Origin of the sequence: Streptomyces sp. NPDC055955 (assembly GCF_042270245.1) — a bacterium.
Taxonomy (GTDB): Bacteria; Actinomycetota; Actinomycetes; order Streptomycetales; family Streptomycetaceae; genus Streptomyces.
Genome location: NZ_JBHJYS010000014.1, coordinates 218,487 through 244,319 on the forward strand (window position 1 = coordinate 218,487; position 25,833 = coordinate 244,319).

The 25,833-nt window shown below is 71.7% G+C and carries 25 protein-coding genes, 2 tRNA genes and 1 pseudogene; 15 read left to right on the forward strand and 13 right to left on the reverse strand.

The window, feature by feature from the left end; genetic code table 11:
- Positions 1-427 precede the first annotated feature (427 nt).
- Positions 428-1,138: a FadR/GntR family transcriptional regulator gene (locus ACFC96_RS27395; RefSeq protein ID WP_376256529.1), complete on the reverse strand. Its 711-nt coding sequence runs from the start codon at positions 1,136-1,138 to the stop codon at positions 428-430.
- 164 nt (positions 1,139-1,302) lie between these two features.
- Positions 1,303-1,376, reverse strand: a tRNA-Lys gene (locus ACFC96_RS27400).
- Positions 1,377-1,561: 185 nt separating this feature from the next.
- Here ACFC96_RS27400 and ACFC96_RS27405 point away from each other — a divergent pair.
- The 7 genes from ACFC96_RS27405 to ACFC96_RS27435 all read left to right on the forward strand — a co-directional run bounded on the left by ACFC96_RS27405 (position 1,562) and on the right by ACFC96_RS27435 (position 8,291).
- A complete protein-coding gene (locus ACFC96_RS27405; RefSeq protein WP_376256527.1) occupies positions 1,562-2,887 on the forward strand; it encodes a peptidoglycan-binding protein in 1,326 nt (441 codons plus the stop codon).
- 155 nt (positions 2,888-3,042) lie between these two features.
- Entirely contained in the window at positions 3,043-4,263 is a 1,221-nt protein-coding gene (locus ACFC96_RS27410) for an SPFH domain-containing protein (RefSeq protein WP_376256525.1), read from the forward strand.
- Positions 4,264-4,274: 11 nt separating this feature from the next.
- On the forward strand, positions 4,275-4,907 hold the full coding sequence (locus ACFC96_RS27415; RefSeq protein WP_376256523.1) for a nucleoside/nucleotide kinase family protein: 633 nt from the start codon (positions 4,275-4,277) through the stop codon (positions 4,905-4,907).
- 89 nt (positions 4,908-4,996) lie between these two features.
- The gene (locus tag ACFC96_RS27420; RefSeq protein ID WP_376614605.1) at positions 4,997-5,593 is read left to right on the forward strand and encodes a lytic polysaccharide monooxygenase; all 597 of its coding nucleotides are present in this window, start codon (positions 4,997-4,999) and stop codon (positions 5,591-5,593) included.
- 98 nt (positions 5,594-5,691) lie between these two features.
- Positions 5,692-6,132 carry a DUF3592 domain-containing protein gene (locus ACFC96_RS27425; RefSeq protein ID WP_376614606.1) on the forward strand — a complete coding sequence of 147 codons (441 nt, stop codon included), beginning with the start codon at positions 5,692-5,694 and terminating at the stop codon, positions 6,130-6,132.
- 12 nt (positions 6,133-6,144) lie between these two features.
- Positions 6,145-6,570, forward strand: coding sequence for a hypothetical protein (locus ACFC96_RS27430; RefSeq protein ID WP_376614608.1), 426 nt, complete (start codon positions 6,145-6,147; stop codon positions 6,568-6,570).
- 53 nt (positions 6,571-6,623) lie between these two features.
- Complete coding sequence (locus tag ACFC96_RS27435; RefSeq protein ID WP_376614610.1) at positions 6,624-8,291, forward strand: AMP-binding protein; 1,668 nt, start codon at positions 6,624-6,626, stop codon at positions 8,289-8,291.
- A 22-nt stretch (positions 8,292-8,313) separates the two neighbouring features.
- Here the strand turns inward: ACFC96_RS27435 and ACFC96_RS27440 are convergent, their stop codons facing one another.
- Positions 8,314-9,150 (reverse strand): NAD(P)H-binding protein, encoded by an 837-nt coding sequence (locus ACFC96_RS27440; RefSeq protein WP_376614612.1) that lies wholly within the window; start codon positions 9,148-9,150, stop codon positions 8,314-8,316.
- A gap of 109 nt (positions 9,151-9,259) precedes the next feature.
- Here ACFC96_RS27440 and ACFC96_RS27445 point away from each other — a divergent pair.
- The 3 genes and pseudogenes from ACFC96_RS27445 to ACFC96_RS27455 all read left to right on the forward strand — a co-directional run.
- Positions 9,260-9,634: pseudogene (locus ACFC96_RS27445) on the forward strand (winged helix-turn-helix transcriptional regulator); the annotation flags it as partial.
- Between the two features lie 107 nt (positions 9,635-9,741).
- Positions 9,742-11,007: a sensor histidine kinase gene (locus tag ACFC96_RS27450; RefSeq protein ID WP_376614614.1), complete on the forward strand. Its 1,266-nt coding sequence runs from the start codon at positions 9,742-9,744 to the stop codon at positions 11,005-11,007.
- Entirely contained in the window at positions 10,992-11,651 is a 660-nt protein-coding gene (locus ACFC96_RS27455) for a response regulator (RefSeq protein ID WP_376256511.1), read from the forward strand. The genes ACFC96_RS27450 and ACFC96_RS27455 overlap by 16 nt, the downstream gene beginning before the upstream one ends.
- A gap of 136 nt (positions 11,652-11,787) precedes the next feature.
- Here ACFC96_RS27455 and ACFC96_RS27460 read toward each other — a convergent pair.
- From ACFC96_RS27460 to ehuB, 6 genes are all read right to left on the reverse strand, one after another.
- Positions 11,788-11,861: transfer RNA gene (locus tag ACFC96_RS27460), tRNA-Lys, on the reverse strand.
- Positions 11,862-11,923: 62 nt separating this feature from the next.
- Positions 11,924-12,682 carry an IclR family transcriptional regulator gene (locus ACFC96_RS27465; protein WP_376256510.1) on the reverse strand — a complete coding sequence of 253 codons (759 nt, stop codon included), beginning with the start codon at positions 12,680-12,682 and terminating at the stop codon, positions 11,924-11,926.
- 197 nt (positions 12,683-12,879) lie between these two features.
- Entirely contained in the window at positions 12,880-13,695 is an 816-nt protein-coding gene (gene ehuA / locus ACFC96_RS27470) for an ectoine/hydroxyectoine ABC transporter ATP-binding protein EhuA (RefSeq protein ID WP_376256509.1), read from the reverse strand.
- Complete coding sequence (gene ehuD, locus ACFC96_RS27475) at positions 13,685-14,302, reverse strand: ectoine/hydroxyectoine ABC transporter permease subunit EhuD (protein WP_376256854.1); 618 nt, start codon at positions 14,300-14,302, stop codon at positions 13,685-13,687. The genes ehuA and ehuD overlap by 11 nt, the downstream gene beginning before the upstream one ends.
- Before the next feature lie 47 nt (positions 14,303-14,349).
- Positions 14,350-15,096 (reverse strand): ectoine/hydroxyectoine ABC transporter permease subunit EhuC, encoded by a 747-nt coding sequence (gene ehuC / locus ACFC96_RS27480; RefSeq protein WP_376256507.1) that lies wholly within the window; start codon positions 15,094-15,096, stop codon positions 14,350-14,352.
- Positions 15,093-16,010, reverse strand: a complete 918-nt coding sequence (ehuB, locus tag ACFC96_RS27485; RefSeq protein WP_376614616.1) for an ectoine/hydroxyectoine ABC transporter substrate-binding protein EhuB — start codon at positions 16,008-16,010, stop codon at positions 15,093-15,095. Before ehuB ends, ehuC begins: the two co-directional genes overlap by 4 nt.
- A 109-nt stretch (positions 16,011-16,119) precedes the next feature.
- On the opposite strand from ehuB, the gene ACFC96_RS27490 reads away from it, so the two are divergent.
- Positions 16,120-16,620 carry a DUF3830 family protein gene (locus ACFC96_RS27490; protein ID WP_376256852.1) on the forward strand — a complete coding sequence of 167 codons (501 nt, stop codon included), beginning with the start codon at positions 16,120-16,122 and terminating at the stop codon, positions 16,618-16,620.
- Here the strand turns inward: ACFC96_RS27490 and ACFC96_RS27495 are convergent.
- From ACFC96_RS27495 to ACFC96_RS27505, 3 genes are read right to left on the reverse strand one after another with little or no spacing between them, the layout of a single operon-like run.
- Positions 16,607-18,010: an amidase gene (locus ACFC96_RS27495; protein WP_376256503.1), complete on the reverse strand. Its 1,404-nt coding sequence runs from the start codon at positions 18,008-18,010 to the stop codon at positions 16,607-16,609. The genes ACFC96_RS27490 and ACFC96_RS27495 overlap by 14 nt on opposite strands.
- 57 nt (positions 18,011-18,067) lie before the next feature.
- The gene (locus ACFC96_RS27500) at positions 18,068-18,955 is read right to left on the reverse strand and encodes a D-2-hydroxyacid dehydrogenase (protein WP_376256850.1); all 888 of its coding nucleotides are present in this window, start codon (positions 18,953-18,955) and stop codon (positions 18,068-18,070) included.
- A gap of 52 nt (positions 18,956-19,007) precedes the next feature.
- Positions 19,008-19,295 (reverse strand): hypothetical protein, encoded by a 288-nt coding sequence (locus tag ACFC96_RS27505; protein ID WP_376256501.1) that lies wholly within the window; start codon positions 19,293-19,295, stop codon positions 19,008-19,010.
- Between ACFC96_RS27505 and ACFC96_RS27510 the strand changes: the two genes are divergently transcribed.
- The 3 genes from ACFC96_RS27510 to ACFC96_RS27520 all read left to right on the forward strand — a co-directional run bounded on the left by ACFC96_RS27510 (position 19,294) and on the right by ACFC96_RS27520 (position 22,028).
- Positions 19,294-20,112, forward strand: a complete 819-nt coding sequence (locus ACFC96_RS27510) for an aspartate/glutamate racemase family protein (protein ID WP_376614617.1) — start codon at positions 19,294-19,296, stop codon at positions 20,110-20,112. The genes ACFC96_RS27505 and ACFC96_RS27510 overlap by 2 nt on opposite strands.
- Positions 20,109-20,840, forward strand: a complete 732-nt coding sequence (locus ACFC96_RS27515) for a decarboxylase (protein WP_376256498.1) — start codon at positions 20,109-20,111, stop codon at positions 20,838-20,840. Before ACFC96_RS27510 ends, ACFC96_RS27515 begins: the two co-directional genes overlap by 4 nt.
- Positions 20,841-20,936: 96 nt before the next feature.
- The gene (locus tag ACFC96_RS27520; protein WP_266670825.1) at positions 20,937-22,028 is read left to right on the forward strand and encodes an LLM class flavin-dependent oxidoreductase; all 1,092 of its coding nucleotides are present in this window, start codon (positions 20,937-20,939) and stop codon (positions 22,026-22,028) included.
- Between the two features lie 95 nt (positions 22,029-22,123).
- Here the strand turns inward: ACFC96_RS27520 and ACFC96_RS27525 are convergent, their stop codons facing one another.
- A complete protein-coding gene (locus tag ACFC96_RS27525) occupies positions 22,124-24,010 on the reverse strand; it encodes a putative bifunctional diguanylate cyclase/phosphodiesterase (RefSeq protein WP_376614625.1) in 1,887 nt (628 codons plus the stop codon).
- 403 nt (positions 24,011-24,413) lie between these two features.
- Here ACFC96_RS27525 and ACFC96_RS27530 point away from each other — a divergent pair, with 403 nt between their 5' ends.
- Positions 24,414-25,655: a M6 family metalloprotease domain-containing protein gene (locus tag ACFC96_RS27530; protein ID WP_376614618.1), complete on the forward strand. Its 1,242-nt coding sequence runs from the start codon at positions 24,414-24,416 to the stop codon at positions 25,653-25,655.
- The last annotated feature ends 178 nt before the right edge of the window (positions 25,656-25,833 follow it).

The following is a 25,833-nucleotide window of genomic DNA, read 5'->3' on the forward strand; positions in this document are numbered from 1 at the left end:
TTGACCTCGCCGGACGTGTCAGTGGCAGGCCACGGTCCCCCGTCTAAGACTGAGACGACGGCCTTCCGGTTGCATGATGCCCCCCTCGGCATCGCTTCATGAACGGGGCCCCCACCCCTGAGTCGAGCGCAACCGGCGTCGGTCGCGTGCCGGCCCCAACTGCCCTGTGCCGCCTGCCTCATCGGAGCCATCGGCTCCCGGACAGGGTTCTATGCGCCTCCTCATGATCGCAAGGGCGGCACGAAGCGAAACAAGCTGTTTACCGGTCATACGTACGATTTGGCAGGCCTGTTGGGGCGGATGAGGCACTGGCACGCAGGCATCGTTCGCGGGGGCGCGCGCCGGGGGCGCGGGCGGTGCTCATGAGGTGCGCGCCGGGGGTGCAGGTAGTGCTCATGGAGTGCGCGCCGGGATGCTCAGGTGTTGCTCACGCCTTGCCCGTCGGATTGCTTGTCGGGTTGCCCGTCGGGGTGCTCAGCCGGGTGCGGATGTCGCCGAAGTGCTCCCTTATGGCGCGCTCCGCACGCAGCGGGTCGCCGGAGCGCACCGCGTCGACGATCTCGCGGTGCTGGAGTCCGGTGTCCTTCGGGTCGTGCGGGATGGCGACGAGGTCGGTGCGCACCCGGTGGAAGGCGTCCCAGAACGCCTCCATGACCTCGCCGAGCAGCGGATTCCCGAGGCCGCGGTAGAGCGTCGCGTGGAAGGCGCGGTCGGTGCCCGGGCTCACGGCGCCGTCGGTGGCCGCCTCGGCGTCCATACGGTCGACGAGGGCGTCCAGTTCGGCGAGGTCGGCCTCGGGGACACGGCCGGCGAGGCGCGCGATGAGGCCGGTCTCGACGGCCTCGCGCAGTTCGAGGAGCTGGAGCAGGCTGTCCTCGCCGCGGTAGTGCCCGGCGACGGTGCGGAAGGTGAGCCCCTCGATCATGGGGGCCATGGACATCGGTCCGACGTAGGTGCCGAAGCCGTGCCGGATCTCTACGATGCCCATGGCCTGGAGGGCCTTGAGCGCCTCGCGCACGGAGTTCCGGCTGACGCCGAGGAGCTCCATCAGTTCGGGCTCGGTGGGCAGGGAGGCACCGGACGGAAGCCGCCGGTCGATGATGAGCTTTTTGATCCGCTCCTGGAGGTCGCGCGCCATGGGCCCACGTTATCGGCAGGAGCGGCAGCCGTAGCCCCCCGAGCAGCAGAAAGGGCCCCGCTTCCGCGGGGGCCCGGGTATGACGAAGGCCCCCACTCGCGCGTGTGGAGGGGCCCGCGCATGACGAAGGCCCCCCACTCGCGTGGAGGGCCTTCGTCTGTCGGTGCGCCGCCAGGGACTCGAACCCCGGACCCGCTGATTAAGAGTCAGCTGCTCTAACCAACTGAGCTAGCGGCGCCTGCTGACCTGGAGAACTCTACCCGAATCCCGGGGGTGCTCCGGACCACCACGCGCGTCCGTATCACCCTATTTATTCATTAAGGCATCATTCGGACCGTCAACATGCGATATCGCCAGAGAGTTGAGAGGCTTCCGTTTGTGCAGATTGTTGGACATTTCATTCTGGAGTGTGAGGGGAATCGCATGAAGGCTCCGGTGTTCGAGGAATTCGACCCGGCGAGCGACTGCGACTGCCCGGGGTGCCTCCGCTGGCGGAGTGCCGCCCGGAGCTCCCCGTCGTCGCTGACCATCGGCCTCGGCGGCCACCCCGCCGCCCACGGCGCCCGGCGCGCCCTCGTCCTCGCGGCCGCGGCCGGCACGGTCATCGGTGGCGCGCACGCGGTCCCCGCCGTCGCGTCCGACCACGGAACGGCCAGGCCGGGGCTGCCGTCCTCGGACGAGCCGCCGACCCCGCAGGGCGGGTCGGGCCCGCTGCACGGACCGGTGGGCCGCCCGGCCTCGCCCTTGGGCCTCGTGGCCGGACTGCCGGCCACGACCCGCGCGGCGATCGTCAACCGGGCCAAGGTCTGGCTCTCCGCCAAGGTGCCGTACAGCATGGTGAAGTTCTGGAGCGACGGATACCGGCAGGACTGCTCCGGCTTCGTCTCCATGGCGTGGAACCTCGGCAGCAACGAATGGACCGGGAGTCTCGGCAAGTTCGGGACGCGCATCACGCGCGACAAGCTCCAGCCCGGCGACATGCTGCTCTTCCACAATCCGGCGAACCCTCAGAAGGGCTCGCACGTCGTCCTCTTCGGTGGCTGGACCGACTACACGCACACCTACTACGTCGCGTACGAGCAGACGCCCCCCAGGGTCCGCAAGCAGTCCACGCCCTATGCCTACTGGAGCAACTCGTCCCACTACGTGCCCTATCGCTACAAAGGGCTGAAGCAGGAGAAGGCGGTGGCGGTCGGCGGTTCGACGTCGACGCAGTTCCCGGGTGTGAAGTCGTTCGGTACCGGGGCCGGCAACGCGAACGTCACGCGGCTCGGGAAGCTGCTCGTCGCCCGGGGCGGGGGGCGGTTCTACACGAGCGGACCCGGGCCGCGCTGGGGTGCGGCCGACCGGCTCGCCACGCAGGCGTTCCAGCGCGCGCAGGGCTGGACGGGCGCGAACGCCGACGGCCTGCCCGGGCCCACGACCTGGGCCTATCTGGTCGGCGGCAAGGGCAAGGACATTCCCCCCGTCGCCGGCGGCGCGTCCGGTCACGGCTCCGCCGCGTCCAAGGTGCCGCCCTATCCCGGGCGCGGCGTGTTCCGGCCGGGCGCGAACAACGCGCACGTCACCCGGCTCGGCAAACAGCTGGTGAAGAAGGGGTTCGGCAAGAACTACACGAAGGGCCCGGGCCCCCGCTGGGGCGAGGCCGACCGGCGGGGCGTCGAGGCGTTCCAGCGGTCCCAGGGCTGGCGCGGCGGCGCGGCCGACGGCTATCCGGGGCCCGAGACCTGGCGGCGGCTCTTCTCGTGAACGCCCACCGGCCGGCCGTCGGCGGGGCGTGAGGTCCCGCCGGCCGCACGCGGCCCCGGGCGTGTGCGGCGACTCGCCTCGCCGCGCGCCCCGACCCTCCGGCTCTGCCGGGCCGGAGGCCATCACGGATGTACGGATCCAGCACGGAGGCAAGGATGAGTACGACGACGCAGTGGCCGGAGGGGCCCGAGCTGCCCGCGGAGGCCGACGACGGCGGTGCGCGTGGCGGTCACGGGGCGTCCGGGGGCGTCCGCGCCGCGGGCTTCGCCGAGGAGGGATCAGGGACGTCCGGCGGGTGGGGCGCCCGGCTCGTCCGGGGCGGGGTCACCACGGAGATCCCGGTCCACCTGCTGTCCCGGGACGGACCCGCCCCTGTCTCGGTGCGGCTGCGGCCGGCCGTCGTCGGGCGCCGGCGGAGCAGCGGGGAGCAGTCGCAGGCCCCGCGCCGGCTGCCGCCGCGCCCGCCCGCGCGCCCGGCGCCGGTCGTCGACCCGGAACTCGTCGAGCGCCCCGGGCGCACGCTGCCCGGCGTGGTCGGTGTGCTCGGCGGTCTCGCGGGCGCGGTGGGTGGCGCCGCGTCGCTGTGGTGGGGCGGGGTGCTGCCGCACGTCACGGCGCTGCCCGTCCCGGCGGGGGCTCAGTCCGGGCCCGTGCAGTGGGCGGCCGTCGCGGGGTCGGGGGCGCTCGCCCTGTTCGGGTTCGGCGGTCTCGCGCGCGGCCGGACCGGCAGGGCGTGGGTGCTCACGCTCTTCGGCCGGTACCGCGGAACCGTCCGCCGTACCGGCCTGACGTGGGTGAACCCGCTGTTCCTGCGCCGCCGTACCGACGTACGTCTGCGGCACTGGCGCAGCGAGGCGATGCCGGCGGTCGACGCGAACGGGGTCGCGCTGCGTGTCGTCGTCCTCGTCGTGTGGCGCGTCAAGGACACCGCGCGCGCCGCCCTCGCCGTGGAGGACCACCAGGAGTATCTGCGCCAGTGCGTGGAGGCGGCGCTGGCTCGGGTGCTCTCCCAGCTGCCCGCCGACGCCTTCCATCAGGACGCCCCGACCCTGCGCGACGCGGAGGCCGTCGGTGACGCGCTCACCCGGCAGCTCGCCGCCGACGCGGCGCCCGTCGGCATCGAGGTGTTCTCGGCGCAGCCGACGCGGATCGAGTACGCGCCCGAGGTCGCCGCCGCGATGCAGCGACGCCGGATCGCCGCCCTCGACGCACAGCACCGGGACAGCGTCCTGACGTCGGTGGTCGACTCGGTCGAGGACACGATGACGCGGCTGACGGCGCGTGGCCTGGTCGACCTGGACGACTATGAGCGAAAGGCGCTGGTCAAGGATCTGACGGTGGCGTTCTACACAGGCCGGGGCGGCGACGCGTCGTAGAGTCCCCGCCCATGGGGATCTCGAGACTGACGTCCGAAGCCTGGAAGCTCACCGCGTCGGGCCCGCGTGTCCTGCTGGGGATCGCGGGCCCGCCCGGTGCCGGCAAGTCCACGCTCGCGCGGGCCCTGGTCGAGCGGATCGGCGAGCGGGCCGCGTATCTGCCGCTCGACGGATTCCATCTGGCCAACGCCCAGTTGGAGCGCCTCGGGCTGACCGCGCGCAAGGGCTCCGAGCCGAGCTTCGACGTGCGGGGGTATGTGGCGCTGCTGCGCCGGGTCCTCGACGACACCGCCGTGGACATCTACGTACCCGATTACGACCGCACCCTGCACGAACCCGTCGCCGCCCGGCATCTGGTGCCGCCCGCGGCCCGGCTCGTCGTGACCGAGGGGAACTATCTGGCGTGCGACCTGCCGGGCTGGCGGGAGGCGCGGGAGCTGATGGCGCGGTGCTGGTATGTCGAGGCTCCGGAGGAGGTGCGTCAAGTCCGACTGGTGGAACGGCAGTTGGCGGGCGGGCGGGACGCCGCGGGAGCCCGCGCGTGGGTGGCCGGGAACGACGCGCCCAATGGCGAGCTGGTCGAGAGCTCCCGGGGGAGATGCGACCGGATCCTCTCCACTATTGGTATGGACATGTTCAACTGACGGCAATAATCTGTGCCTTGGTCTAGACCTGATGTAGCGCTGTGCGCACGGCTCACCGGAACTCCCCCACGTTCTCCAGGAGCGGCAGCATGCGAAAGAAGATCTACGCGGCCCTGCTCGGCCTCACCACGGCCGGGGCCTTCGTGCTCTCGTCCGGCGGCGCGAGCAGCCACGGCTACACCGACCTCCCCGTCAGCCGGCAGAAACTCTGCGCCGACGGCACCGTCACCGGATGCGGCAACATCCAGTGGGAACCGCAGAGCGTCGAGGGCCCCAAGGGTTTCCCGGCCGCCGGTCCCGCCGACGGGACGATCTGTTCCGCCAACCATGGCGAGTTCGCCGCGCTCAACGGCGCCAAGGCTCCCGACGGCACCGCCTGGCCGACGACCAAGGTCACCGCGGGTGCGAGCCAGACCTTCCGCTGGCAGTTCACCGCGCGGCACTCCACCACGGACTTCCGCTACTACATCACCAAGAACGGCTGGGACGACAGCAAGCCGCTGACCAGGGCCGACCTGGACACCGCGCCCTTCCTCACCGTGCCGTTCAGCGGCCAGCCCCCGGCCACCCTCTCGCACACCGGCACCCTGCCGTCCGGCAAGAGCGGCCATCACGTGATCCTCGCGGTGTGGACGATCGCGGACACGGCGAACGCGTTCTACGCGTGCTCGGACGTTCAGTTCTGAGCATGGCTTGAGGCTCCCGGGGCCTTCGCGCGGGTACGTTCCGTGCACGCCGTCCCGACCGGGGGGGCGTGCACGGAACGTGGTATCGGGGGATGGCCATGCAGGTGTTGTTCGTGATCGTGCCGGCGTTCATCGCGTCGGTGGCGCTCTTCATGGCGGTGACGCTGACCCGCCGCGCGATGCAGGTCAGAAGGGCCTGGGCGAGCGGACTGACGGCAGAGGCCCGCTGTCTGCGCGCGTTCACCTCGACGAGGCGTGACAGCGACGGGCACCGGAGCACCACACAGCACCACGTGTACGAGTTCACGGCCGGTGACGGACGCCCCGTCAGGTTCGAGGAGGAGCACGGCCCCGCGACCACCGTGGAGGGTGATGTCGTGACGGTGTACTACACCGCCGACCGCCCCGACCGTGCCACGGCGCACGCCCCGGCCCCGGTGCGGGCCGCGGCGGGCATGGTGTTCCTCCTGGGCTTCCTCGGTCTCGTCGTCGGCTTCTGCGTATTCTTCGTTGTCACCGCCGCCGAGATGCCCTTCTGACCCGAGGCCCCCATGGACGCCGTCTTTCACATACTCTTCCCGGCCCTGATCCTCGTCCTGATCTGGGCCGGGTACGCGATCGTCCGCAGAAGCAACGAACGGCAGGCCGCCTGGCGGAGCGGGCTGACCGCGCGGGCGCGGGTCGTCCGGGCCTATGTGACGGTCCAGGTGGTCAACAACGTCGCCCGCCGGATCCAGTGGCACGAGTACGACTTCACCACCGCCGACCGGCGCGCGATCCGGTTCAAGGAGTCCGGTGGGCCGCCGAGCCGTGCCGCCGGCGACGAGGCGGTCGTCTACTACACGGTCCAGCAGCCCGACAAGGCCACCGCGTCGGAGCCGAGTCCCGGCAAGGACGCGTTCGGCATGATTTTCGGCCTCGTCGTCATCGTCGCGACCATCGGCATACTCATCAGCGTCATGGTCCGGTACGGCTGATCCACCGCTGGGGGTCTCCACTTCTGACGATGCGTCAATTAGGGTGCGCGGTCATGGGTCCCATGAGGCGTACCGTCGCGGAACTCGTACAGGAGCGATGGGGTGACCACCGCCCCGGACTGTGGTGCGAGGACCAGGTCCTCAGTCATCACCAGGTGGTCGCGGGCGCCGCCGCGCGGGCCGCGCTCCTCGCCGACCTGCTGCCCCGTGGGGCCGATCCGCACCTCGGCGTGCTCCTCGACAACACCCCGGAGTTCCCGCTCTGGCTGAGCGCCGCGGCCCTCGCGGGCGCCGCCGTCGTCGGCGTCAACCCGACCCGGCGCGGCCCCGAACTCGCCCGCGACATCCTGCACACCGACTGCCGCGTCCTCGTCACCGAGCGCGCCCATCTGCCGCTGCTCGACGGACTCCCACTACCGGGCGTGCGCCTCCTGGTGACGGATTCCGACGCGTACGCCGAACTGCTCGCGCCGTACGAGGGCGCCAGGCCCGATCCCGCCCGCGCCACCCCACAGACCCGCATGCTGCTGTACTTCACCTCCGGCTCCACGGGCGCGCCCAAGGCCGCGATCTGCTCACAGGGACGCCTGGCGGCCGCCGGACAGTCCCTCGTCGGCCAGTTCGGGGTGCGCCGCGACGACGTCCACTACATCTGCATGCCGCTCTTCCACGGCAACGCGGTGATCGCCGACTGGGCGCCGGCCGTCGCGGCGGGCGCGGGCGTGGCACTGCGGCGCCGGTTCTCGGCCTCGCGCTTCCTGGACGACGTACGAGCGTACGAAGCCACGTACTTCACGTATGTCGGGCGGGCCGTGCAGTACATCCTGGCCACCGACGAGCGGCCCGACGACCGGGACAACCCGCTGCGGGTCGGCTTCGGCACGGAGGCGGGGGCGGTGGACGCGGAGCGGTTCGCCGTGCGGTTCGGGGTGCGGCTCGTCGAGGGATACGGATCCTCCGAGGGCGGCGCCGCCATCCAGCGGTCGGAGGGGACACCGGCCGGGGCGATAGGGCGGGCGGCGCCGGGGGACGACCTGGCTGTCATCGACGCGGCCACCCGGCGGGAGTGCCCGCCCGCGGACTTCGACGCGGACGGACGGCTCCTCAACGGGGCGGTGGCGATAGGGGAGTTGGTCAACCGCGGCCGTACGCCCTTCGAGGGGTACTGGCGCAACGAGGACGCGTACGGACAGCGGGTGAGGGACGGCTGGTACTGGACGGGGGACCTCTTCTACCGCGACCGCGAGGGGTTCCTCTACTTCGCGGGCCGCACCGACGACCGGCTGCGGGTCGACAGCGAGAACCTGGCGCCCGCGATGATCGAGAACATCCTCGCCCGGCACGAACACGCCGCCGCCGTCGCCGTGTACGGGGTGCCGGACCCGGTGGCCGGTGACCAGGTGATGGCGACACTCGCCCTGCGCGGGACGGACCCGGCCGGCCCCTTCGACCCGCTCGCCTTCACCGAGTTCCTGCTGTCGCAGGCCGACCTCGGGACGAAGATGGCGCCGCGCTTCGTCCGGATCGTGGAGCGGATGCCCGTCACCGCGACGAACAAGGTGCACCGGGTGGGGCTGCGCCGTGAGGGGTTCCGGTGTGCCGACCCCGTGTGGTGGCGGCCGCCGGGGGAGAGCGAGTACCGGCGCCTCACCGACGCCGACGTCGCGGCGCTCACGGCGGAGTACGCGGCGCACGGGAGGTCGGAACTGCTGGACCGGTGAGCCGGGCGCGCTCCGGGGCCGGTCAGGCGAAGGCCGCCGCGTTGCGGGCCGCCCACTGGGTGAACGTGCCGGGCTCGCGGCCGAGCAGGGTCCGCACGTCCGGGCTCACCCGCCGCTCGGCGGGGTGCGGCGAACCGAGGATGTCGAGCGTGCCGTCCGCGACCGGCTCGGGCATGAACCGCGTCATGAAGGCGCGGGCCTCGGCGCGGCTCAGTTCGGTGAACCGCACCTCGGCACCGATCGCCTCGCCGAGTGCCGCGGCCTGCTCACGCGGTGAGACCGCCGCCGGTCCCGTCAGCTCGTAGGCCCGCCCCGCGTGACCGTCCTCGCGCAGCACGACGGCTGCCGCCGCGGCGATGTCCGCCGGGTCGATCACCGGCAGCGCCACATCGGGGAACGGGGCGGCGACGGTGCGGTGGGCGCGTACGGAGTCGGCCCAGGCGAAGGCGTTCGAGGCGAACCCGCCCGGACGCAGGAGCGTCCAGTCCGGGCCCGACTGCCGTACGGCCTCCTCGAACGCGTGCAGCCTGGCGTGCGAGACGGCGTCGGGCCGCGTCACCGCCCCCTGGGAGGAGAGCAGGACCACCCGGCGCACGCCGGCCGCCTTCGCCGCGTCGAGCACGGCGGCGGGCGGCTCCCCGGCCTGCAGCAGCTCCGCGCCGATCAGCAGGAACAGCGCGTCGGCCCCCTCCAGCGCGGGCCGCAGACTCTCCGCGTCGCCGACGTCCGCCCGGACGTGGCGTACGGGCAGATCGGGCGCGGGACGGCGCGATACGGCGGTGACCTGCTCGCCCGCCGCGGTCAGAGCGGTGACGAGCGGACGGCCGACGTTCCCGGTGGCGCCTGTGACAACGATCATCTTCAACTCCCTTGTCCTGTGCGGACCTTGAGGCCTCGCCCGGTTCTCGAAAGCTAGCATCCTGAGTAAAGTGGGTACCTAGAGGAAAGTGACTTCCCAGGAGGGCTGTATGAGTGGCAGCGCGCGGTGGGAGGGCGGCGGACCCGAGCAGGCCTGCCCGATCTCGCCGGTCCTCGACATCGTCTTCAGCCGCTGGACCACGCCGATCCTGTGGGCGCTCAACGAGTACGGCACCCAGCGCTTCGTGCAGCTCCAGCGCGCCATCGGCACCATCACGCCGAAGGTGCTCACACAGCGCCTGCGGCAGATGGAGCGCGACGGGCTCGTCGTGCGCACGTACTACCCGGAGGTGCCGCCCCGGGTCGAGTACGAGATCAGCGACCTGGGCCGCAGCCTCGCCCCGCTGTTCGCGACGCTCGCCGAGTGGTCGTCCGGACATCTGCCCCTGGTCGAGGAGGCCCGGCGGAGGTTCGACGCGGGCGAGCCGACAGGGTCGTCTCCGGTCACGGGGACGCCTCCGGTTGCGGGGCGGTCGCCCGCCGGCGGGCCGTCCCCGGCCGTCGGGCGCTCTCCAGCGGCAGGCCCCGCCCGATGACCTCCCTCGCCGCCTCTCTGCGGGGCCCCTCCTACCTGCGCGGCAGCGCCCCGTGGCGCGCCGCCGCGTATCTCGCGGGAGGGGTGCTCGTGGGGGCGCCGCTCCTGGTCACCTTCGTGACGCTCGGCGTCGCAGGCGCCGTACTCTCCCTCGTCCTCGTGGGCCTGCCGCTGCTCGCCCTGTTCGCGCTCGCCGGGGTCCCGGTCGGCGCGCTGGAGCGACGGCGCCTGCGGCCCGTGACCGGGCAGGCGGCGCCCAGCCCGCACCGCACACCGGCCGAGCCCGGCGCGGCGGCCTGGCTGCGGCTGCGCCTCGGCGAGCAGGCCACCTGGCGCGAACTCGCCTACGCCGCACTCCTCGCGCTCGTCCTGTGGCCGCTCGACCTGCTGGTCCTGGCCTGCACGATCGGCCTGGCGGGGGCGGTCGCGGCGGCGCCGCTCCAGCTCGCGAGCGCCGGGCACGACACCCGGGTCGTGAAGCTCTGGCTCATCGACTCGTACGGGCAGGCCGCCCTGTGCACCGTCGCCGGGCTCGCCCTGCTCGCGGCGCTCCTCTACCCGCTCGGCGCCTACGCCGCGGCCCGGGGCGCGCTCGCCCGGCTGCTGCTCGCGCCCCGCGAGACGGAGGAGGAGGCGCGGCTCGCGGAGGTCACCCGGTCGCGGGCGCGCCTGGTCGCCGCGTTCGAGGCCGAGCGGCGCCGCATCGAGCGCGACCTGCACGACGGCGCCCAACAGCGCCTGGTCGCCCTCACGATGAGCCTCGGACTCGCCCGCCTCGACGCCCCCGCGACGGGACCGCTCGCCGAGCGCATCGCCGCCGCGCACGACGAGGCCGGCCAGGTCCTCGTGGAGCTACGGGAGTTGATCCACGGCATCCATCCCCAGGTCCTCGCCGACTACGGGCTCGCGGCCGCCCTCGATGACGCCGCCGACCGCTCGGCCGTCCCCGTCGACACCTGTGTCGACCTGCCCCGACTGCCGGGACCCGTCGAGTCCGCCGCCTACTTCGCGGTGTGCGAGGCCCTCGCCAACACCGCCAAGCACAGCGGCGCCACCCGCGCCCGGCTCACCGCACGCCACGAGCGCGGCCGCCTCGTCGTCGACGTGCACGACGACGGAGCCGGCGGCGCCGACCCCGCACGCGGCAGCGGCCTCACCGGACTCACCGACCGGCTCGCCGTCCTCGATGGCACACTGACGATCACCAGCCCGGCCGGCGGGCCGACCGCACTGTCCCTGGAGATTCCGTGCCCGGTGCTCTGAGAGTGGTCCTCGCCGAGGACGCCGTGCTGCTGCGCGAGGGCCTCGTGGGCCTGCTCGCCCGGTTCGGGCACGAGGTGGTCGCCGCGGTCGGCGACGCGGACGCGCTGCGCGCCGCCGTCGCCGAGCACACGCCGGACCTCGTCCTCACCGACGTACGGATGCCGCCCGGCTTCCAGGACGAGGGCCTGCGCGCCGCGCTCGCCCTGCGCGCGGACCGCCCCGGCCTGCCGGTCCTGGTCCTCAGCCAGTACGTGCAGCGCGCGTACGCGGCCGAGCTCCTCGACACGGGCGACGGCACCGGCGTCGGCTATCTGCTCAAGGACCGCGTCGGGCAGGTCGAGCAGTTCGTCGAGGCGGTGGAACGGGTCGCCTCCGGCGGCACGGTCGTCGACCCCGAAGTGGTACGCCAGCTGCTGCGCCGCCGCCGCGACCCCCTGGAGCGCCTCACCCCGCGCGAGCGCGAGGTCCTCGCCCTGGTCGCCGAGGGCAGGTCGAACGGGGCGATCGCCCGTGACCTGGTGGTGAGCGAGGCCGCGGTCGGCAAGCACATCGGCAACATCCTGGGAAAACTGGACCTGCCACCGGCCGACGACTCGGACACCCACCGAAGAGTGCTGGCGGTGCTGGCGTACCTGCGGGCCTGAGGCCGCGCGCGGCTCACACGCAAAGGGCCCCGCTTCCGCGGGGGCCCGCGTATGACGAAGGCCCCCACTCGCGCGCGTGGAGGGCCCCGCCCATGACGAAGGCCCCCCACTCGCGTGGAGGGCCTTCGTCTGTCGGTGCGCCGCCAGGGACTCGAACCCCGGACCCGCTGATTAAGAGTCAGCTGCTCTAACCAACTGAGCTAGCGGCGCCTGCTGACTCGAAAATAATACCTGGTCCTGAGGGGTGCTTCGCACACCCCGGTCTGTGGGGCCTAGATCGCCAGGGAGAGCAGGACCGGGGCCGCCCCGCGGTTCAGGGTGTCGGCCGCGTGGTGCAGGCGGTGGGCGTGCTCGATCGGGAGGGAGAGGGCCAGCGCGCCCACCGAGGAACCTGCCGTGATCGGGACGGCCGCGCACACCGTGCCCACCGCGTACTCCTGGAGGTCCAGGACCGGCACCGTCGCGGGCTGGGCGTCGAGCTTGGAGAGCAGGACGCGCTCGTTCGTGATCGTGCGCGAGGTGAGGCGGGCCATCTTGTGGCGGGAGAGATGGTCGCGCCGCCCGTTGAGGTCGAGCTGGCCGAGGAGGCTCTTGCCGATCGCGCTGGCGTGCGCCGCGGAGCGGAAGTCCACCCACTCGTTCACCGCGGGGGTCGTGGGGCCCTGGGCGAACTGGGTGATGCGGATCTCGCCGTCCACGTACCGGCTGAGATAGACCGCCGCGCCCACCGTCTCGCGCAGCCGGTCGAGGGTGCGCTGGAGGCTCGTGGTGAGGGCGTCCTCGCGGCTCTGCGCCGAGCCGAGGCTGGTCAGCGTGTCACCCGTGAGGTACGCGCCGTCGGAGCTCTGCTCCACGTACCCCTCGCGTCGCAGCATGCGCAGCAGTGGGGCCAGCCGGTCGGAGGGCAGCCCCGTCTCGCTGCTGAGCTCGGTGTCGGTGACGCCGACGCCGCGTCGCGCGACGGTTTCGAGCACACGAAGGGCGTGCTGCACCGAGTGGTGCTGCGCGATCGACTCGTGCTTCAGCGCCACGGCATCCCCCTGCAAGGACCGGTTCCGGACAGCTGGCCTCGATCCACGATAGCCGCCAAGAGGCCTTTGTGGGGCGCCTGTTGGCGACTTCGGTGGCGCGCTCCGGGTCTGTCAGCAGGAACGCGCCACCCTGGCATATGCCAAAGTCATGCCCCGGGTTCGGGACCTCGCTACTTACCGGCCCTCACCGATCGTGCTCACAGGACTGCGCTGAGAAATTCCCGCGTCCGCTCGTGCTCCGGGTCGCTGAAGATCCTCTCCGGCGACCCGGACTCGATGACCCGGCCCGCGTCGAACATCAGGACCTGGTCCGAGATGTCGCGGGCGAAATTCATCTCGTGGGTCACGCAGAGCATCGTGATGTCCGTGGTGTGCGCGATGTCGCGCAGCACGTCCAGGACACCGGCGACGAGCTCCGGGTCGAGCGCGGAGGTGACCTCGTCGAGGAGCAGCACCTGCGGCCGCATCGCGAGGGCGCGGGCGATGGCGACGCGCTGCTGCTGGCCGCCCGAGAGCTGCGTCGGATACGCGTCGCAGCGGTCGCCGAGACCGACCATGTCGAGCAGCTCGCGGGCGCGCTCCTCCGCCTCGTCCTTGGAGAGGCCGAGCACGGTGACCGGCGCCTCCATGATGTTGCGCAGGACCTTCATGTTCGGGAAGAGGTTGAACTGCTGGAAGACCATCCCGATGTTCTTGCGGACCTCGCGGATGTGCTTCTCGCCGGCCGGGACGAGCTTGCCGGCCCGCTCCTCGTGCGTGAGGTAGTCGCCGTTGACCTTGATCGTGCCCTCGTCGGGCTTGATCAGGGTCATCAGGAGCCGGAGGATCGTCGTCTTGCCGGAGCCCGACGGGCCGATCAGCGTGACGTGCTTGCCCGAGTCGACGGAGAAGTCGAGCTCGTCGAGGACGGTGTTGCCGCCGAAGCGCTTGACGACCTTGTCGAAGCGGATCAGCTCGCTGCCGTCCACCTTGGGGTTCGGCTGGTCTTTGGGGAGGTTCGCGTCAGCGGACAAGACGTCGCTCCAGGGCTCGGAGGAGGAGGGAGGAGGGGTAGGCGATGACGATGAAGGCGACACCCACGACGGTCAGGGCCTCCGTGTACTGGAAGGTCTGGGCCGCTTCCAGGCGGGACCGCTGAAGCAGTTCGAGCACGCCGATCCCGGCGAGCAGCGGGGTGTCCTTCAGCATCGCGATCACGTAGTTGCCCAGCGCCGGGATCACGCGGCGGATCGCCTGCGGCAGGATCACCGCGGTCCACGTCCTGCGGTACGGCAGGCTCAGCGCCCGTGCCGCCTCCCACTGGCCGACGGGCACGGCCTCGATGCCCGCGCGGTAGACCTGCGCGGTGTACGTCGAGTAGTGCAGGCCGATGGCGACGATGCCGGTGGTCAGGGCGGAGAACTGGATGCCCCACTCCGGCAGCACGAAGTACAGGAAGAAGAGCTGCACGAGCAGCGGGGTGTTGCGGATGAACTCGGTGACGACGCCCACGGGCCAGCGCACGAAGCGCGTCGGGGCGCGGAAGGCGATGGCCCAGACCAGGCCGAGGCTGAAGGAGATCAGCGAGCCGAGGACGAGGGCCTGGAGCGTGACGAGCACGCCGTCCCAGAAGTGCGGCATGAAGTCGGCGACGGCCGACCAGTCCCAGGCGCCGGATGCGGTGGTGATCACGCGCCGCCACCTCCCGCGCTGGTGGGAACGGGAGCGGTCTCCGTCGTCCGACGGATGTTGAGCTTGCGCATGATGCCGGTTCCCGGGTCGGGGCGACGGCCTGTGCCGGCCTTGGTCTTGCGCTCGAGCGCGCGCATCCCGCGCGTGAGCAGGAAGGCGATCACGAAGTAGATGACCAGGGTGATCGCGTAGATCTGGGCGCTCTCCTGGGTGGCGAGGCGCACCAGGTAGGCGGCGAACGAGACGTCACCGATGCCGAGCAGGGAGACCAGGGCGGTGCCCTTGAGGAGCTCGACCAGCAGGTTCGAGAACGGGGGGATCATCTCCGGCACGGCCTGCGGAAGAAGGATCAGCCGCATCCGCTGCCAGGGGGTGAAGCTCAGCGCGACCCCCGCTTCGCGCTGGGCGGGCGCCACGGCGTTCAGCGCGCCGCGCACCACCTCGGCGCCGTACGCGCCGTAGGACAGGCCGAGTGCCAGGACCGCGGCCCACATCGGGACCAGCGACCAGCCGGCGAGCTGCGGCAGTACGAAGAAGATCCAGAACATCAGGATCAGCGCCGACGTGCCGCGGAAGACCTCGGTGTAGAAGCCGGCGACGAACCGCACGATCTTGAGCCGGTGGGTGCGGGCCATGCCCACGCCGAAGGCGACGACGGTCGCGAGGGCCGCGCTGTACACGGTCAGCTGGATGGTGATCCAGATGCCCGGAAGGACCCAGTGTTCCCACAGTCCCGCTGTCATTTGCACAGCTCCTCTGCGGTCAGCTTCGTCATCTCGGCCTGGGCGAAGCCGAACGGCCGCAGGATGCGGAAGAGTTCGCCGCTCGCCTTCATCTTGTGGATCTCCTTGTTGAAGGCGTCGCGCATCTTGGTGTCGTTCGAGCGGAACGTGAATCCGCCGCCGTCGACGTGCTTCTTGCCTCCGACCAGGGGAGCGAACGGCTCGGTGTGCTCGGCCTTGCGGCTCTTCTTCGTCACCTCACGCGTGGTGAGGGCGGTGCCGGCGAACACGTCGATGCGTCCCGCCTCCACGGCGTTCAGGCCGGCGACCTGGTCCTGGAGGATGACGATGTCGCTCTCCTTGTAGCCCGCCTCGACCGCGTAGGCGATCTCCGCGTAGCCGGTGCCCGTGCCGAACTTCGCCTTCGCCTTCACGCAGTCCGCGTAGTCGTGCAGGCCCTTCGGATTGCCCTTGCGGACGATGAAGGAGTCCAGCATCTGGTACTCGGGGTCCGAGAAGATGACCTGCTGGCAGCGTTCCTTGTTGATGTACATCCCGGCCGACACCACGTCGAACTGCTGGGTCTGCAGGCCGGGTATCAGGGAGCTGAAGTCGGTGGCGACGGGCTGGACATGGCCGACACCGAGCCGTTTGAAGATGACCTTGGCGAGTTCGACGGCCTCCCCCGTGAACTTTCCGCTGTCGTCGATGTAGCCGTAGGGCACCTCGCCCGCGATCCCGAGCCGCACCGTTCCCTGGGCCTGCAGTCGCGCGAGGGTGTCGCCGTCCGGTACGCGGCTGCACCCCGCGGCCCCGACGGCGCCGGCCGCGCCGAGGGCGGTGGCGCCGATGAGCAGGGATCGTCGGCGTATGCCCTTTCTGTTGCTTTCTAGGCTTCGTGTTCCTTCTGTGACATTCCCAATAGGTGGAGCCATGGGCGCGCGGCTACCCGACTCGACACGACCTATGCGTATCAATTCAAGCCCCTGATGCGAGCGGGGCGCCCTTGACCCAGGGGGGAGCATGGGGCTGAACATGGAGGGCATGGCCGACCGATACATCGAAGTCTCCCTCGCCAAGCGGGGAGTTCAGTGCACGGCAAAGCTGCTCGACGACCGCGCTCCGCTGACCTGTTCGGCGGTGTGGGACGCGCTTCCACTGGGCTCCGACGTCTACCACGCGAAATACGCGCGCAACGAGATCTACGCCCTTTTCCCGGCATTCGCGGACCGGGAGCCACCCCTGGAGAATCCGACCATCACCCCCATTCCGGGGGACCTCTGCTATTTCTCCTTTTCCGGAACGGAACTGGGGACGCAGGCGTACGGCTACGAATCCGGCGCCGAGCTCAGGCCCGGCGCGGCCGTCGTCGACCTCGCCCTCTTCTACGAGCGCAACAACCTGCTGATCAACGGCGACGTAGGCTGGGTCCCCGGCATCGTCTGGGGCCAGGTCGTGGAAGGCCTCGACCGGATGGCCGAGGCCTGCCAGGACCTGTGGCGGGGCGGCGCGCTGGGCGAGACGCTCGCGTTCAGGCGAGCGTAGGCGCCGCGATCCCGGCGATCCCCGCCTCGTACAGGCTGTGCGCGGCACGCAGGACCAGCGCGTCCGCGTGCCGCGCGCCGACGATCTGAAGGCCCACCGGCAGCCCGTCCGCGTCCACCCCCACCGGGACGGTCGCCGCCGGCTGCTGCGTCAGGTTGAACGGGTACGTGAACGGCGTCCACCCCGTCCAGCGGCGCAGCCCCGACCCCTTGGGCACCTCGGCGCCCGCCTCGAACGCCGTCAGCGGCAGCGTCGGCGTCACCAGCAGGTCGTACGACGAGTGGAACCGGCCCATCCGCCGCCCGAGTTCGGCCCGCACGTCGACCGCCGCGAGATACGTGAGCGCGCTGATCCCGGACCCCTGCGCACAGATCTCGCGCAGGCCCGGATCGAGCAGCGCGCGCTGCGCGGGCGACAGGTTCTGCGTCACCCGCGCCGCCCCGCTGAACCACAGCGTGTGGAACGCCTCCACCGGGTCCGTGACGTCCGGATCGGCCTCCTCGACGTACGCCCCCAGCCCCGCGAGCTCCTCCACAGCCTTGCGGACCGCCGCCGCGACCGCCGGCCGCACCGCGACCTGCCCGCCGAACGACGGCGAGAACGCGACGCGCAGGCCACGCACCCCGCCCCGCAGCCCGTCGCGGAAGCCGTCCCCGACCGGGCCGAGCTGGGACCAGTCACGCCAGTCCGCGCCCGTGATCACGTCCATCATCAGCGCCGCGTCGGCCGCGTCCCGCGTCATCGGCCCCACATGCGCGAGCGTCCCGAACGCGGACGCGGGATAGAGCGGCACCCGCCCGTACGTCGGCTTCAGACCGAAGATCCCGCAGAACGCCGCCGGGATCCGCACCGATCCGCCGCCGTCGGTGCCCAGCGACAGCGGGCCCGCCCCGAGCGCCACCGCCGCCGCGCTGCCGCCGCTCGATCCGCCCGAGGTGCGCGAGAGGTCGTACGGATTGCGGGTCACGCCTGACAGCGGCGAGTCCGTGACGCCCTTCCAGCCGAACTCCGGCGTCGTCGTGCGGCCCACGAACACCGCGCCGTGCTCACGCAGCCTTGCCACGGACGGCGCGTCCTCGTCCCACGCGCCCTCGGCCCGCACCGTGCGCGAGCCGCGCAGCGTCGGCCCCCCGCGCATCAGCAGGATGTCCTTCACCGACACCGGGACGCCGTCCACCAGGCCCTGCGGCTCACCTCTGCGCCAGCGCTCCGCGCTCGCCTCCGCCTGCGCGAGGGCGGTCTCCGCGTCGAGCCGCACGAAGGCGTTGACCGCGGGATCCACCTCCTCGACGCGGCGCAGGACGGCCCGCGTGGCATCGACGGGGCTGAACCCGCCCTTGCGATAGCCGTCGACGAGTGCTTCCGCGGTCAGCTCGGTGAGCTCGGTCATCCGCTCTCCTCAGGTCGATCCGGGAGTGCCGATCCGGGACGTGATCCAACAGATCGGTCAGTGTCCGGGGACATACCCACGTTTCTTGTCGACCACGTTCGGAAGCGGCTCCCCGGACGCCCACTTCTCGTAGAACTCCACGAACTGGCGCGACAGTTCGTCCCGCCAGCCGACCGTGTCGCCGCTCATGTGCGGGGAGACGATCAGGCCGGGCGCGGTCCACAGGGCGCTGTCCGGCGGGAGCGGCTCGTGCTCGAACACGTCGAGCGCGGCGCCCGCGATCCACCGCTTGGCCAGCGCGTCGGCGAGGTCGTCCTCGACGACGAGCTGCCCCCGGCCCACGTTGATGAAGCGGGCGGACGGCTGCATCATCCCGAAGAGCCGCGCGTCGAACATGCCGCGCGTGTCGTCGGTCAGCGGCGCCGCGCACACCACCCAGTCCGCGCGGGACGTCAGGCGGCCCAGATCCGCCGGCCCGTGCACGCCGGCCCGCGCGGTGCGCCCGACGAGCGCCGTCGTGATCCCGAGCGCCTTCAGCGTCGCGACGATCGCCCGGCCGATCGGTCCGGAACCCACCACGCACGCCCGGGTACCCGCCACGCGCTGCGTCTCACGGTGGCGCCATGCGCGCTCGCCCTGGAGAGCGAGCGTGCGCGGCAGGTCCTTCGCCATGGCGAGGACGAGCGCGCCGACGTACTCGGCGATCGGCTGGTCGAAGACGCCGCGCGCGTTCGTCACGACCGTGTCCGACGCGGCGAGTTCCGGGCACATCAGCCGGTCGACGCCCGCGCTCGCGGTGTGCACCCAGCGCGGGCGAGGGCCCTCGCCGGGCCAGGCGCGGCGCACCGCGTCGGACAGGAAGTCCCAGACCAGCAGCACGTCGGCCGAGGGGAGTTGGGCAGCGAGCGTCGACTCGTCGGCGTGCACCACGCGCGCCCGTCCCATGAGCCGGCCCAGGCGCGGTGGGGGGTCGTCGTCGAGCACCAGCAGGGTTACTTCAGACACGTTCGCTCCGGTCGTCGGGCCACGCACTGAGGGGCATCGGGCCGGGAATCGGGCTGGTCGTCGAGCCGGTCACCGGACCGGTCATCGGCTGAAACCGTTTCGCAACGATGGTCCGCTTCATTGGTAGGAAAAAGTGCGGATTGACCACGCTGGCACTCGAATCTACCTTCGTCAACAGAGGCACTTTTGCGTTGCCCACGCCCTGTCCCGACGTCCCGGCCCGCCGGCCGGCTCTCCGTTGCATCGTCTCGAACGTCTCAAGAGACTTGGGGCCTGTCATGGACGTCTCCTTCCTCGGTGGACCGCACCCGCAACGCGGTGTCGGTGTCGTCGCACCCTTCGACTTCGCTCTCGACCGCGAACTGTGGCGCTGGGTTCCGGACGAGGTGTCACTGCACCTCACCCGTACCCCGTACGTGCCCGTCGAGGTCAGCCTCGACCTGGCCCGTCTGGTCAGTGAGCACGAGACGCTCGGCGAGGCGGTGCGGGCGCTGAGCGCCGCCGAACCCGAGGTCCTCGCGTACGCCTGTACATCGGGCAGCTTCGTCGGCGGCATCGCGGGCGAACGCGCCATGTGCGAGGCCATGTTCCGGTCGGGTGAACGCCCCTCCGTCACCACGTCGGGCGCGCTCCTCGAGGCGCTCGCCGAGCTGGGCGCCCGCCGCATCGCCCTGGTCACGCCGTACACGCGGTCGGTGACCGAGTCGCTGGAGGAGTATCTGGCCGAGGCCGGCATCACTGTCACGGGCCGCGCCTTCCTCGGCCTGACCCGGCACATCTGGAAGGTCCCGTACCGGGACGTGGCCGACATGGCCAGGGGCGCCGCCCGCCTGGACGCCGACGCGCTGTTCATCAGCTGCACGAACCTGCCGACGTACGACGTCATCCCGCAGCTGGAGGCCGAGCTGCGGATCCCGGTGATCTCAGCCAATCAGGTCACGGTGTGGGCAGCGCTGCGCAGGCTGGGTACCCGTGCCGTGGGGCCGTATCAGGCGCTGCTCGACGAGTCGGCACGGCACTGGCCGAGCCCCGAGCTGCCGCAGCTGCCGCAGGAACCGGCCCATGAGCTGCCGGAAGAACAGGAAGGGTGGGCATGACCGCAGTCGGATTTCTCTACCCGGGACACTCGGCCGAGGACGACTATCCGCGTATCGAAATGCTGATCGACAGCGATGTGAGGCTGTCGGTCGTCCACACCGACATCGGCGAGGACGCGCACCGCGTCGACGCGCTGATCGAGATGGGCTCCCCGCAGCGGCTCGCCGCCGGTGTCGAGGAGTTGCGTCTGTCCGGCGCCGAGGCGGTCGTCTGGGCGTGCACCAGCGGCAGCTTCGTCCGGGGCTGGGAGGGCGCGCACGAACAGGTGCGGGACCTGGCCAGGGCCGCGGGCCTGCCCGCCTCCAGTACGTCGTTCGCGTTCGCCCACGCCGTGGCCGAGGTCGGCGCGCGCAGCGTCGCGATCGCGGCGACGTATCCGGAGGACGTGGCGGACCACTTCCGCACGTTCCTGAAGGCTGCGGGGACCGAGGTCGTCTCGGTGCGCGGCAGCGGCATCATCACGGCGGCCGAGGTCGGCACCTGGGGGTGGCCGGAGGTCAGGGCGATGGCGAAGGCGAGTGATCACGCGGACGCGCAGGCGCTGCTCCTGCCGGACACGGCCCTGCACACGGCGGCCTATGTCCGCGACCTGGAGCAGGAGCTGGGCAAGCCGGTCCTGACGGCCAACCAGGTCACCGTGTGGGAGGCGCTGCGGCTGGCGGGGCGGCGGGTGAACGCGCCGGCGCTCGGCGCGCTCTTCACGAAGGAGCCGCTGGTGCAGGTGTGACCCCTGTCAGCCTTCGGAACAAGGCGTCCGGAATAAACCGGAGCCATCCTCCGTTAAGTCCGGGCGCAGACAGCACCGTACTTACAGGAGGACTCCGTGGCCGGTAACGACGAGATCCGGGCAACCGCCCAGGGCACCGCCCCCGTGCCCCTCTCGGTCCTCGATCTGGTGACCGTGGGCGCCGGCCGCACCGCCACCGACGCCCTGCGGACCAGCGTCAAGATCGCCAAGCTCGCCGAGAACCGCGGCTTCAACCGCTACTGGGTCGCCGAACACCACTCCATGCCCGGCGTGGCGTCCTCGTCCCCGGCCGTGATCCTGGCGCATCTCGCCGCCCACACCGAGCGCATCCGCCTCGGCTCGGGCGGCGTCATGCTGCCCAACCACGCGCCGCTGGTCATCGCCGAGCAGTTCGGCACCCTGGAGGCGATGGCCCCGGGCCGTATCGACCTCGGCCTCGGCCGCGCCCCCGGCACCGACGGCGCGACGGCCGCCGCCCTGCGCCGCACCGACCGGCTCAACGAGGGCGCCGACGACTTCCCCCAGCAGCTGGCGGAGCTGACCCGGTTCCTCGACGACGACTTCCCGGACGGCCACCCCTACGCCCGCATCCACGCGGTCCCGGGCCCGGTCCAGGCCACGTCCCCCGGCGGCGTGCAGTCCCCGCACCGCCCGCCGATCTGGCTCCTCGGCTCCTCCGGCTTCAGCGCCCGCCTCGCCGGTGTCCTCGGCCTGCCCTTCGCGTTCGCGCACCACTTCTCCGCGCAGAACACGGTCCCGGCCCTCGACCTCTACCGCGAGTCCTTCAAGCCGTCCGCGGTCCTGTCCTCCCCGTACGCCCTCATCGGCGTCTCCGCGCTCGCCGCGGACGAGGAGAAGGAGGCCCGCCGCCAGGTTCTCGCGGCCGCCCTCAACATGGTCCGCCTGCGCACCGGCCGCCCCGGCCTCGTCCCGACCCCCGAGGAGGCGGAGACCTACGCATTCAGCCCGATGGAGCGGGAGTTCGTCGACAGCTGGAACGCGAACGTCATCCACGGCACCGCCGACGAGGTGCGCGCGGGCCTCGACGACCTCCAGAAGCGCACCGGCGCCGACGAGCTGATGCTCACCGCCAACGCCCACACCGCCGAGATCCGTCTGCGCAGCTACGAACTCGTCGCCGACGCGTACGGGCTTCCGCTCGGCTGACCCGGCCGACCGGGGTGCCGCCTCGCTCGGGGGAGGCGGCACCCCGTGGTCTGTCCCCACCCCGAGGAAGGCGCCAGGAAGCGGTCAGGAAGCCGTCAGGAAGCGGTCAGCAGCGCGGAGATACGATCCGGCGCCACCGGGCGTGAGTACAGCCAGCCCTGGCCCGTGTCACAGCCGATCTGACGCAGGCGCGCGGCCTGAGCCGCCGTCTCCACACACTCCGCGGTGACCGTGAGTCCGAGCCGGTGCGCGAGCTGCACCATGGCCTCGACGATGACGGCGTCCGCGGGAGTCGCGTGCTCGCCCCCGTCGTCGTACTGGAATCCGCGCACGAACGAGCCGTCCAGCTTCAGGGCCGACACCGGGAGCCTGCTCAGATACGCGAGGTTCGAGTAGCCGGTGCCGAAGTCGTCGATGGCGATGTGCACGCCCATGTCGCTGAGCGACTGCAGGGCCTGGAGGGGGCGGCCCGCCGAGCCCATCACCGCCGACTCCGTCAGTTCCAGCTGGAGGAGTTCCGGGGCGAGACCGGTCTCCGCGAGGACCTCGGCGACATCCGCCACCAGGTCCGAGTCCCACACCTGACGCACCGCCACGTTCACGCTCACGTAGACCGGCGGCGCCTCCGGGTGCTCCAGCTGCCAGCTGCGCGCCTGCCGGCACGCCGTGCGCAGGACCCACCGGCCCAGCTGCACGATCGAGCCGTCCTCCTCGGCCAGTCCGATGAACCGATTCGGCGTGAGCATCCCGAACTGGGGGTGGTCCCAGCGCACGAGCGCCTCGACGCCGCGCAGCACCCCGTCGCCCAGATTCACCAGCGGCTGGTACTCGAGGACGAACTCGCCGCGCTCCACCGCGGGACGCAGGCCCGACGACAGGGCCTGGCGGGTCATCCGGTGCGCGTTGCGCTCCGGGTCGAAGAGCGTCCAGCGCGCCTTGCCGTCGGCCTTCGCCCAGTACAGCGTGGTGTCCGCGGCCTGCATCAGGCCCGTCGCCGTCGTGCCCTCCATGTGCCGCTCCACCACCCCGATCGAGGCCGACACGGCGAGCCGCTGCCCCGACAGGTCGAACGGTTCCTGGATCGCGCGGAGCACCGATTCGGCGAGGCCCGCGAGCTGTTCCGTACCGGCCGAGTCCTCCACGAGCAGCGCGAACTCGTCGCCGCCGAGCCGCGCCACCAGCGGCGCCGCGGTCCCCGGCCCGTAGCCGATACGGTCGGCGCAGCGCGTCAGGCGCTCGGCGACGGCGGCGAGCAGCCGGTCCCCGATGCCGTGCCCGAGCGTGTCGTTGACCGCCTTGAACCCGTCGAGGTCGAGGTAGCAGAGCCCGATCCGGCCGCTGCCCGCCCCGTCGTACGCGCCCGCCTCCAGCGCGGCGGAGAGCCGCTCGAAGAACAGCGTGCGGTTCGGCAGCCGGGTCACCGGGTCGTGCATCTGCAAGTGCCGCAGCCGCGCCTGGAGTTCACGGCGGGCGCTGATGTCGGCGAGGGAGAGCAGGACCGTACGACCGCCCGGCACGGGCGAGACGGTGACCTGCACCCACACGGAGTGCCCGTCGGCGTGCTTGATCCTGCGGGTGCACGTCAGCCGCGCCTGCCGCCCGCGCAGCACCTCTTGGTACGTGTGCCAGGTGCGGGAGTCGGACGCCAGGTCCACCAGCTCCGCCGCCGTGAGCCCGGTCAGCCGGCCGGGGTCCTCCACGCCGAGCGTCACGGCGAGCGCGGCGTTCGCGGTGACCACCTGGCCCCGGCGGTCCACGACGGCCAGGGCGAGGGGTGCGGCGAGGAAGGCCGAGAGGTAGGGCGCGGGCGGGGGAGGGGGTTCGACGCCGAGCGCCTCGTGGGCCCGGCCGTCCGGGCCCGTGCGTACGGAGTCGGGGGCGAGGGTGTGCGGGGGCGCCGCCACCGCTGCGGAACTCTCCGTGACGGCGCGGCGGGTGGAGTCGGGTGCCGCGTCGGCCGCGCTCATCGGCCCTTCGGACATTCCGCTCACCGCTCGCTCCCGCAGTGCAGTCGTTCCGGGGGTCCGGGAGGGTTGCTCCCGGCTCATCACAGTCTGGGTGGCGAACGGCCTTCGCAGCCGGGCCCGCGCAGGAAAGTGTGCCGATCATAGAGGCAGCCCCGAGGCGCGATCCAGCCTTGCCCGCCCGATCCGCCGGTTCGGCGGCATCCCGGGGTAGCCGGCAGATCGTTTCTGCTCGTGCCTGGCACCGCTTCTGGTCTCCCGCGATCGCGCGTGACGTTCTGTGACCGCCCGGGGTGTCGCCCCCTCACTCGACCGGGCCAGATAAACAGGGCGAAGTAGTACAAATCCACACACTCTGGGTTGGGTGTCCCGCTTTCCCCATCCGGAGGTCGACTTGCCGCGTCCGCTGCCACCCGGTGGAGTGGAGAGGCCGCGTCTGCGTTCCGTCGGCGCGGCCTTCACCGCGCTCACCGCCATGGCCGCCACCTCCCTGGTCGCGGGCCCCGCGGTCGCCGCCCCGTACGGGGGGCCCTGCGCGCTGGAGCGCACGGCTGCGCATCACTCGGAGGGCCTCGACACCTGGAACAACGCCTACCCGCGCCCGGTCCGGACCCTCAACGCGGTGATGGTCTTCCTCTCCTTCCCCGACTCTCGGCCGACGACCACTCCCGGGGAACTCGCCTCCGACTACTTCCCCGCCACCAGCGACTTCTACGAGCGGGCCTCCTACGGGAAGTTCCGCCTGGTCGCGCATCCGCAGCGCCGCTGGCTCCGCATGCCGCACGCCTCGACCTCGTACGCCATAGAGCGCGACTGGGACGCCGCGCGCCGCAGCGCCTATCTGCGTGACGCCCTCGCCACGGCCGACCCGCACACCGACTTCAGCAAGTACGACATCGTCTACTTCGTCGCCGACCCCGACGCCCCGGGCGTCGACTCGGACGCCACGAAGGTCGTCAACTTCGATCAGCCGATGCGCGCCGACGGTACGGACATCAAGCGCATCGTGACCGTCTTCGAGCAGCATCCGCCCGACCGCAACGTCCTGGCCCACGAGACGGGCCACGTCTTCGACCTGCCGGACCTCTATCACCGGCCGACCGACGGCAAGGGCGACTGGGACACGTATGTCGGTGACTGGGACGTCATGGGCAGCCAGTTCGGGCTCGCGCCCGACTTCTTCGGCTGGCACAAGTGGAAGCTGGGGTGGCTGGACCGGCGGCAGGTGGTGTGCGTGACGAGCAGCCGGCGGCTCACCCTCGAGCCCCTGACGTCCGCACCCGCGGGGGCGGGCGCCGCGCCCGGAACCGAGGGTGCCTTCGGCTCGGGTGACGGCGCGAAGCTCGCCGTCGTGCGCACGGGGGCGGACAGCGCGATCGCCCTGGAGGCCCGCAGCGCCGACGGCAACGACACGGCGACGTGCTCCGAGGGCATCCTCGTCTACCGCGTGCGCAACGAGACTCCGTCCGGCAGCGGCCCGGTCGAGGTGCTCGACGCTCACCCCGACACGGACGCGTGCTCCGGCGACTCGGTCTATGCGCCGCTCGCGGACGCGCCGGTACGGGTGGGTGAGAGCTTCTCCGTGCCGGGCGACAACGTACGGGTCAAGGTCGAGGGGCGCACGCGGTCGGGGTCCTGGACGGTCAAGGTCGAGACGGGCTGAACGGCTGTCGTGGTGTCCCCTCCGGCACACGGCCCCACCTGCACACGCCAGGAGCTTTCAGCGCTCGCGCGGGGCATCTTGCCGCCGGTGCGCCGCCAGGGACTCGAACCCCGGACCCGCTGATGCTGTGTCTTTGCGGGGGATGACCCCCGGACCCCCAGCCGTCTTCGCTGGTTCG

What these genes read in the sequence shown, in the direction of transcription:
- ACFC96_RS27395 (WP_376256529.1), bottom strand. Translation starts at nt 1,138, where the DNA reads ATGGCGCGCGACCTCCAGGAGCGGATCAAAAAGCTCATCATCGACCGG.
- ACFC96_RS27405 (WP_376256527.1), top strand. Translation starts at nt 1,562, where the DNA reads ATGAAGGCTCCGGTGTTCGAGGAATTCGACCCGGCGAGCGACTGCGAC.
- ACFC96_RS27410 (WP_376256525.1), top strand. Translation starts at nt 3,043, where the DNA reads ATGAGTACGACGACGCAGTGGCCGGAGGGGCCCGAGCTGCCCGCGGAG.
- ACFC96_RS27415 (WP_376256523.1), top strand. Translation starts at nt 4,275, where the DNA reads ATGGGGATCTCGAGACTGACGTCCGAAGCCTGGAAGCTCACCGCGTCG.
- ACFC96_RS27420 (WP_376614605.1), top strand. Translation starts at nt 4,997, where the DNA reads ATGCGAAAGAAGATCTACGCGGCCCTGCTCGGCCTCACCACGGCCGGG.
- ACFC96_RS27425 (WP_376614606.1), top strand. Translation starts at nt 5,692, where the DNA reads ATGCAGGTGTTGTTCGTGATCGTGCCGGCGTTCATCGCGTCGGTGGCG.
- ACFC96_RS27430 (WP_376614608.1), top strand. Translation starts at nt 6,145, where the DNA reads ATGGACGCCGTCTTTCACATACTCTTCCCGGCCCTGATCCTCGTCCTG.
- ACFC96_RS27435 (WP_376614610.1), top strand. Translation starts at nt 6,624, where the DNA reads ATGGGTCCCATGAGGCGTACCGTCGCGGAACTCGTACAGGAGCGATGG.
- ACFC96_RS27440 (WP_376614612.1), bottom strand. Translation starts at nt 9,150, where the DNA reads ATGATCGTTGTCACAGGCGCCACCGGGAACGTCGGCCGTCCGCTCGTC.
- ACFC96_RS27450 (WP_376614614.1), top strand. Translation starts at nt 9,742, where the DNA reads ATGACCTCCCTCGCCGCCTCTCTGCGGGGCCCCTCCTACCTGCGCGGC.
- ehuD (WP_376256854.1), bottom strand. Translation starts at nt 14,302, where the DNA reads ATGCCGCACTTCTGGGACGGCGTGCTCGTCACGCTCCAGGCCCTCGTC.
- ehuC (WP_376256507.1), bottom strand. Translation starts at nt 15,096, where the DNA reads ATGACAGCGGGACTGTGGGAACACTGGGTCCTTCCGGGCATCTGGATC.
- ehuB (WP_376614616.1), bottom strand. Translation starts at nt 16,010, where the DNA reads ATGGCTCCACCTATTGGGAATGTCACAGAAGGAACACGAAGCCTAGAA.
- ACFC96_RS27490 (WP_376256852.1), top strand. Translation starts at nt 16,120, where the DNA reads ATGGCCGACCGATACATCGAAGTCTCCCTCGCCAAGCGGGGAGTTCAG.
- ACFC96_RS27495 (WP_376256503.1), bottom strand. Translation starts at nt 18,010, where the DNA reads ATGACCGAGCTCACCGAGCTGACCGCGGAAGCACTCGTCGACGGCTAT.
- ACFC96_RS27500 (WP_376256850.1), bottom strand. Translation starts at nt 18,955, where the DNA reads ATGGGACGGGCGCGCGTGGTGCACGCCGACGAGTCGACGCTCGCTGCC.
- ACFC96_RS27510 (WP_376614617.1), top strand. Translation starts at nt 19,294, where the DNA reads ATGGACGTCTCCTTCCTCGGTGGACCGCACCCGCAACGCGGTGTCGGT.
- ACFC96_RS27505 (WP_376256501.1), bottom strand. Translation starts at nt 19,295, where the DNA reads ATGACAGGCCCCAAGTCTCTTGAGACGTTCGAGACGATGCAACGGAGA.
- ACFC96_RS27515 (WP_376256498.1), top strand. Translation starts at nt 20,109, where the DNA reads ATGACCGCAGTCGGATTTCTCTACCCGGGACACTCGGCCGAGGACGAC.
- ACFC96_RS27525 (WP_376614625.1), bottom strand. Translation starts at nt 24,010, where the DNA reads ATGTCCGAAGGGCCGATGAGCGCGGCCGACGCGGCACCCGACTCCACC.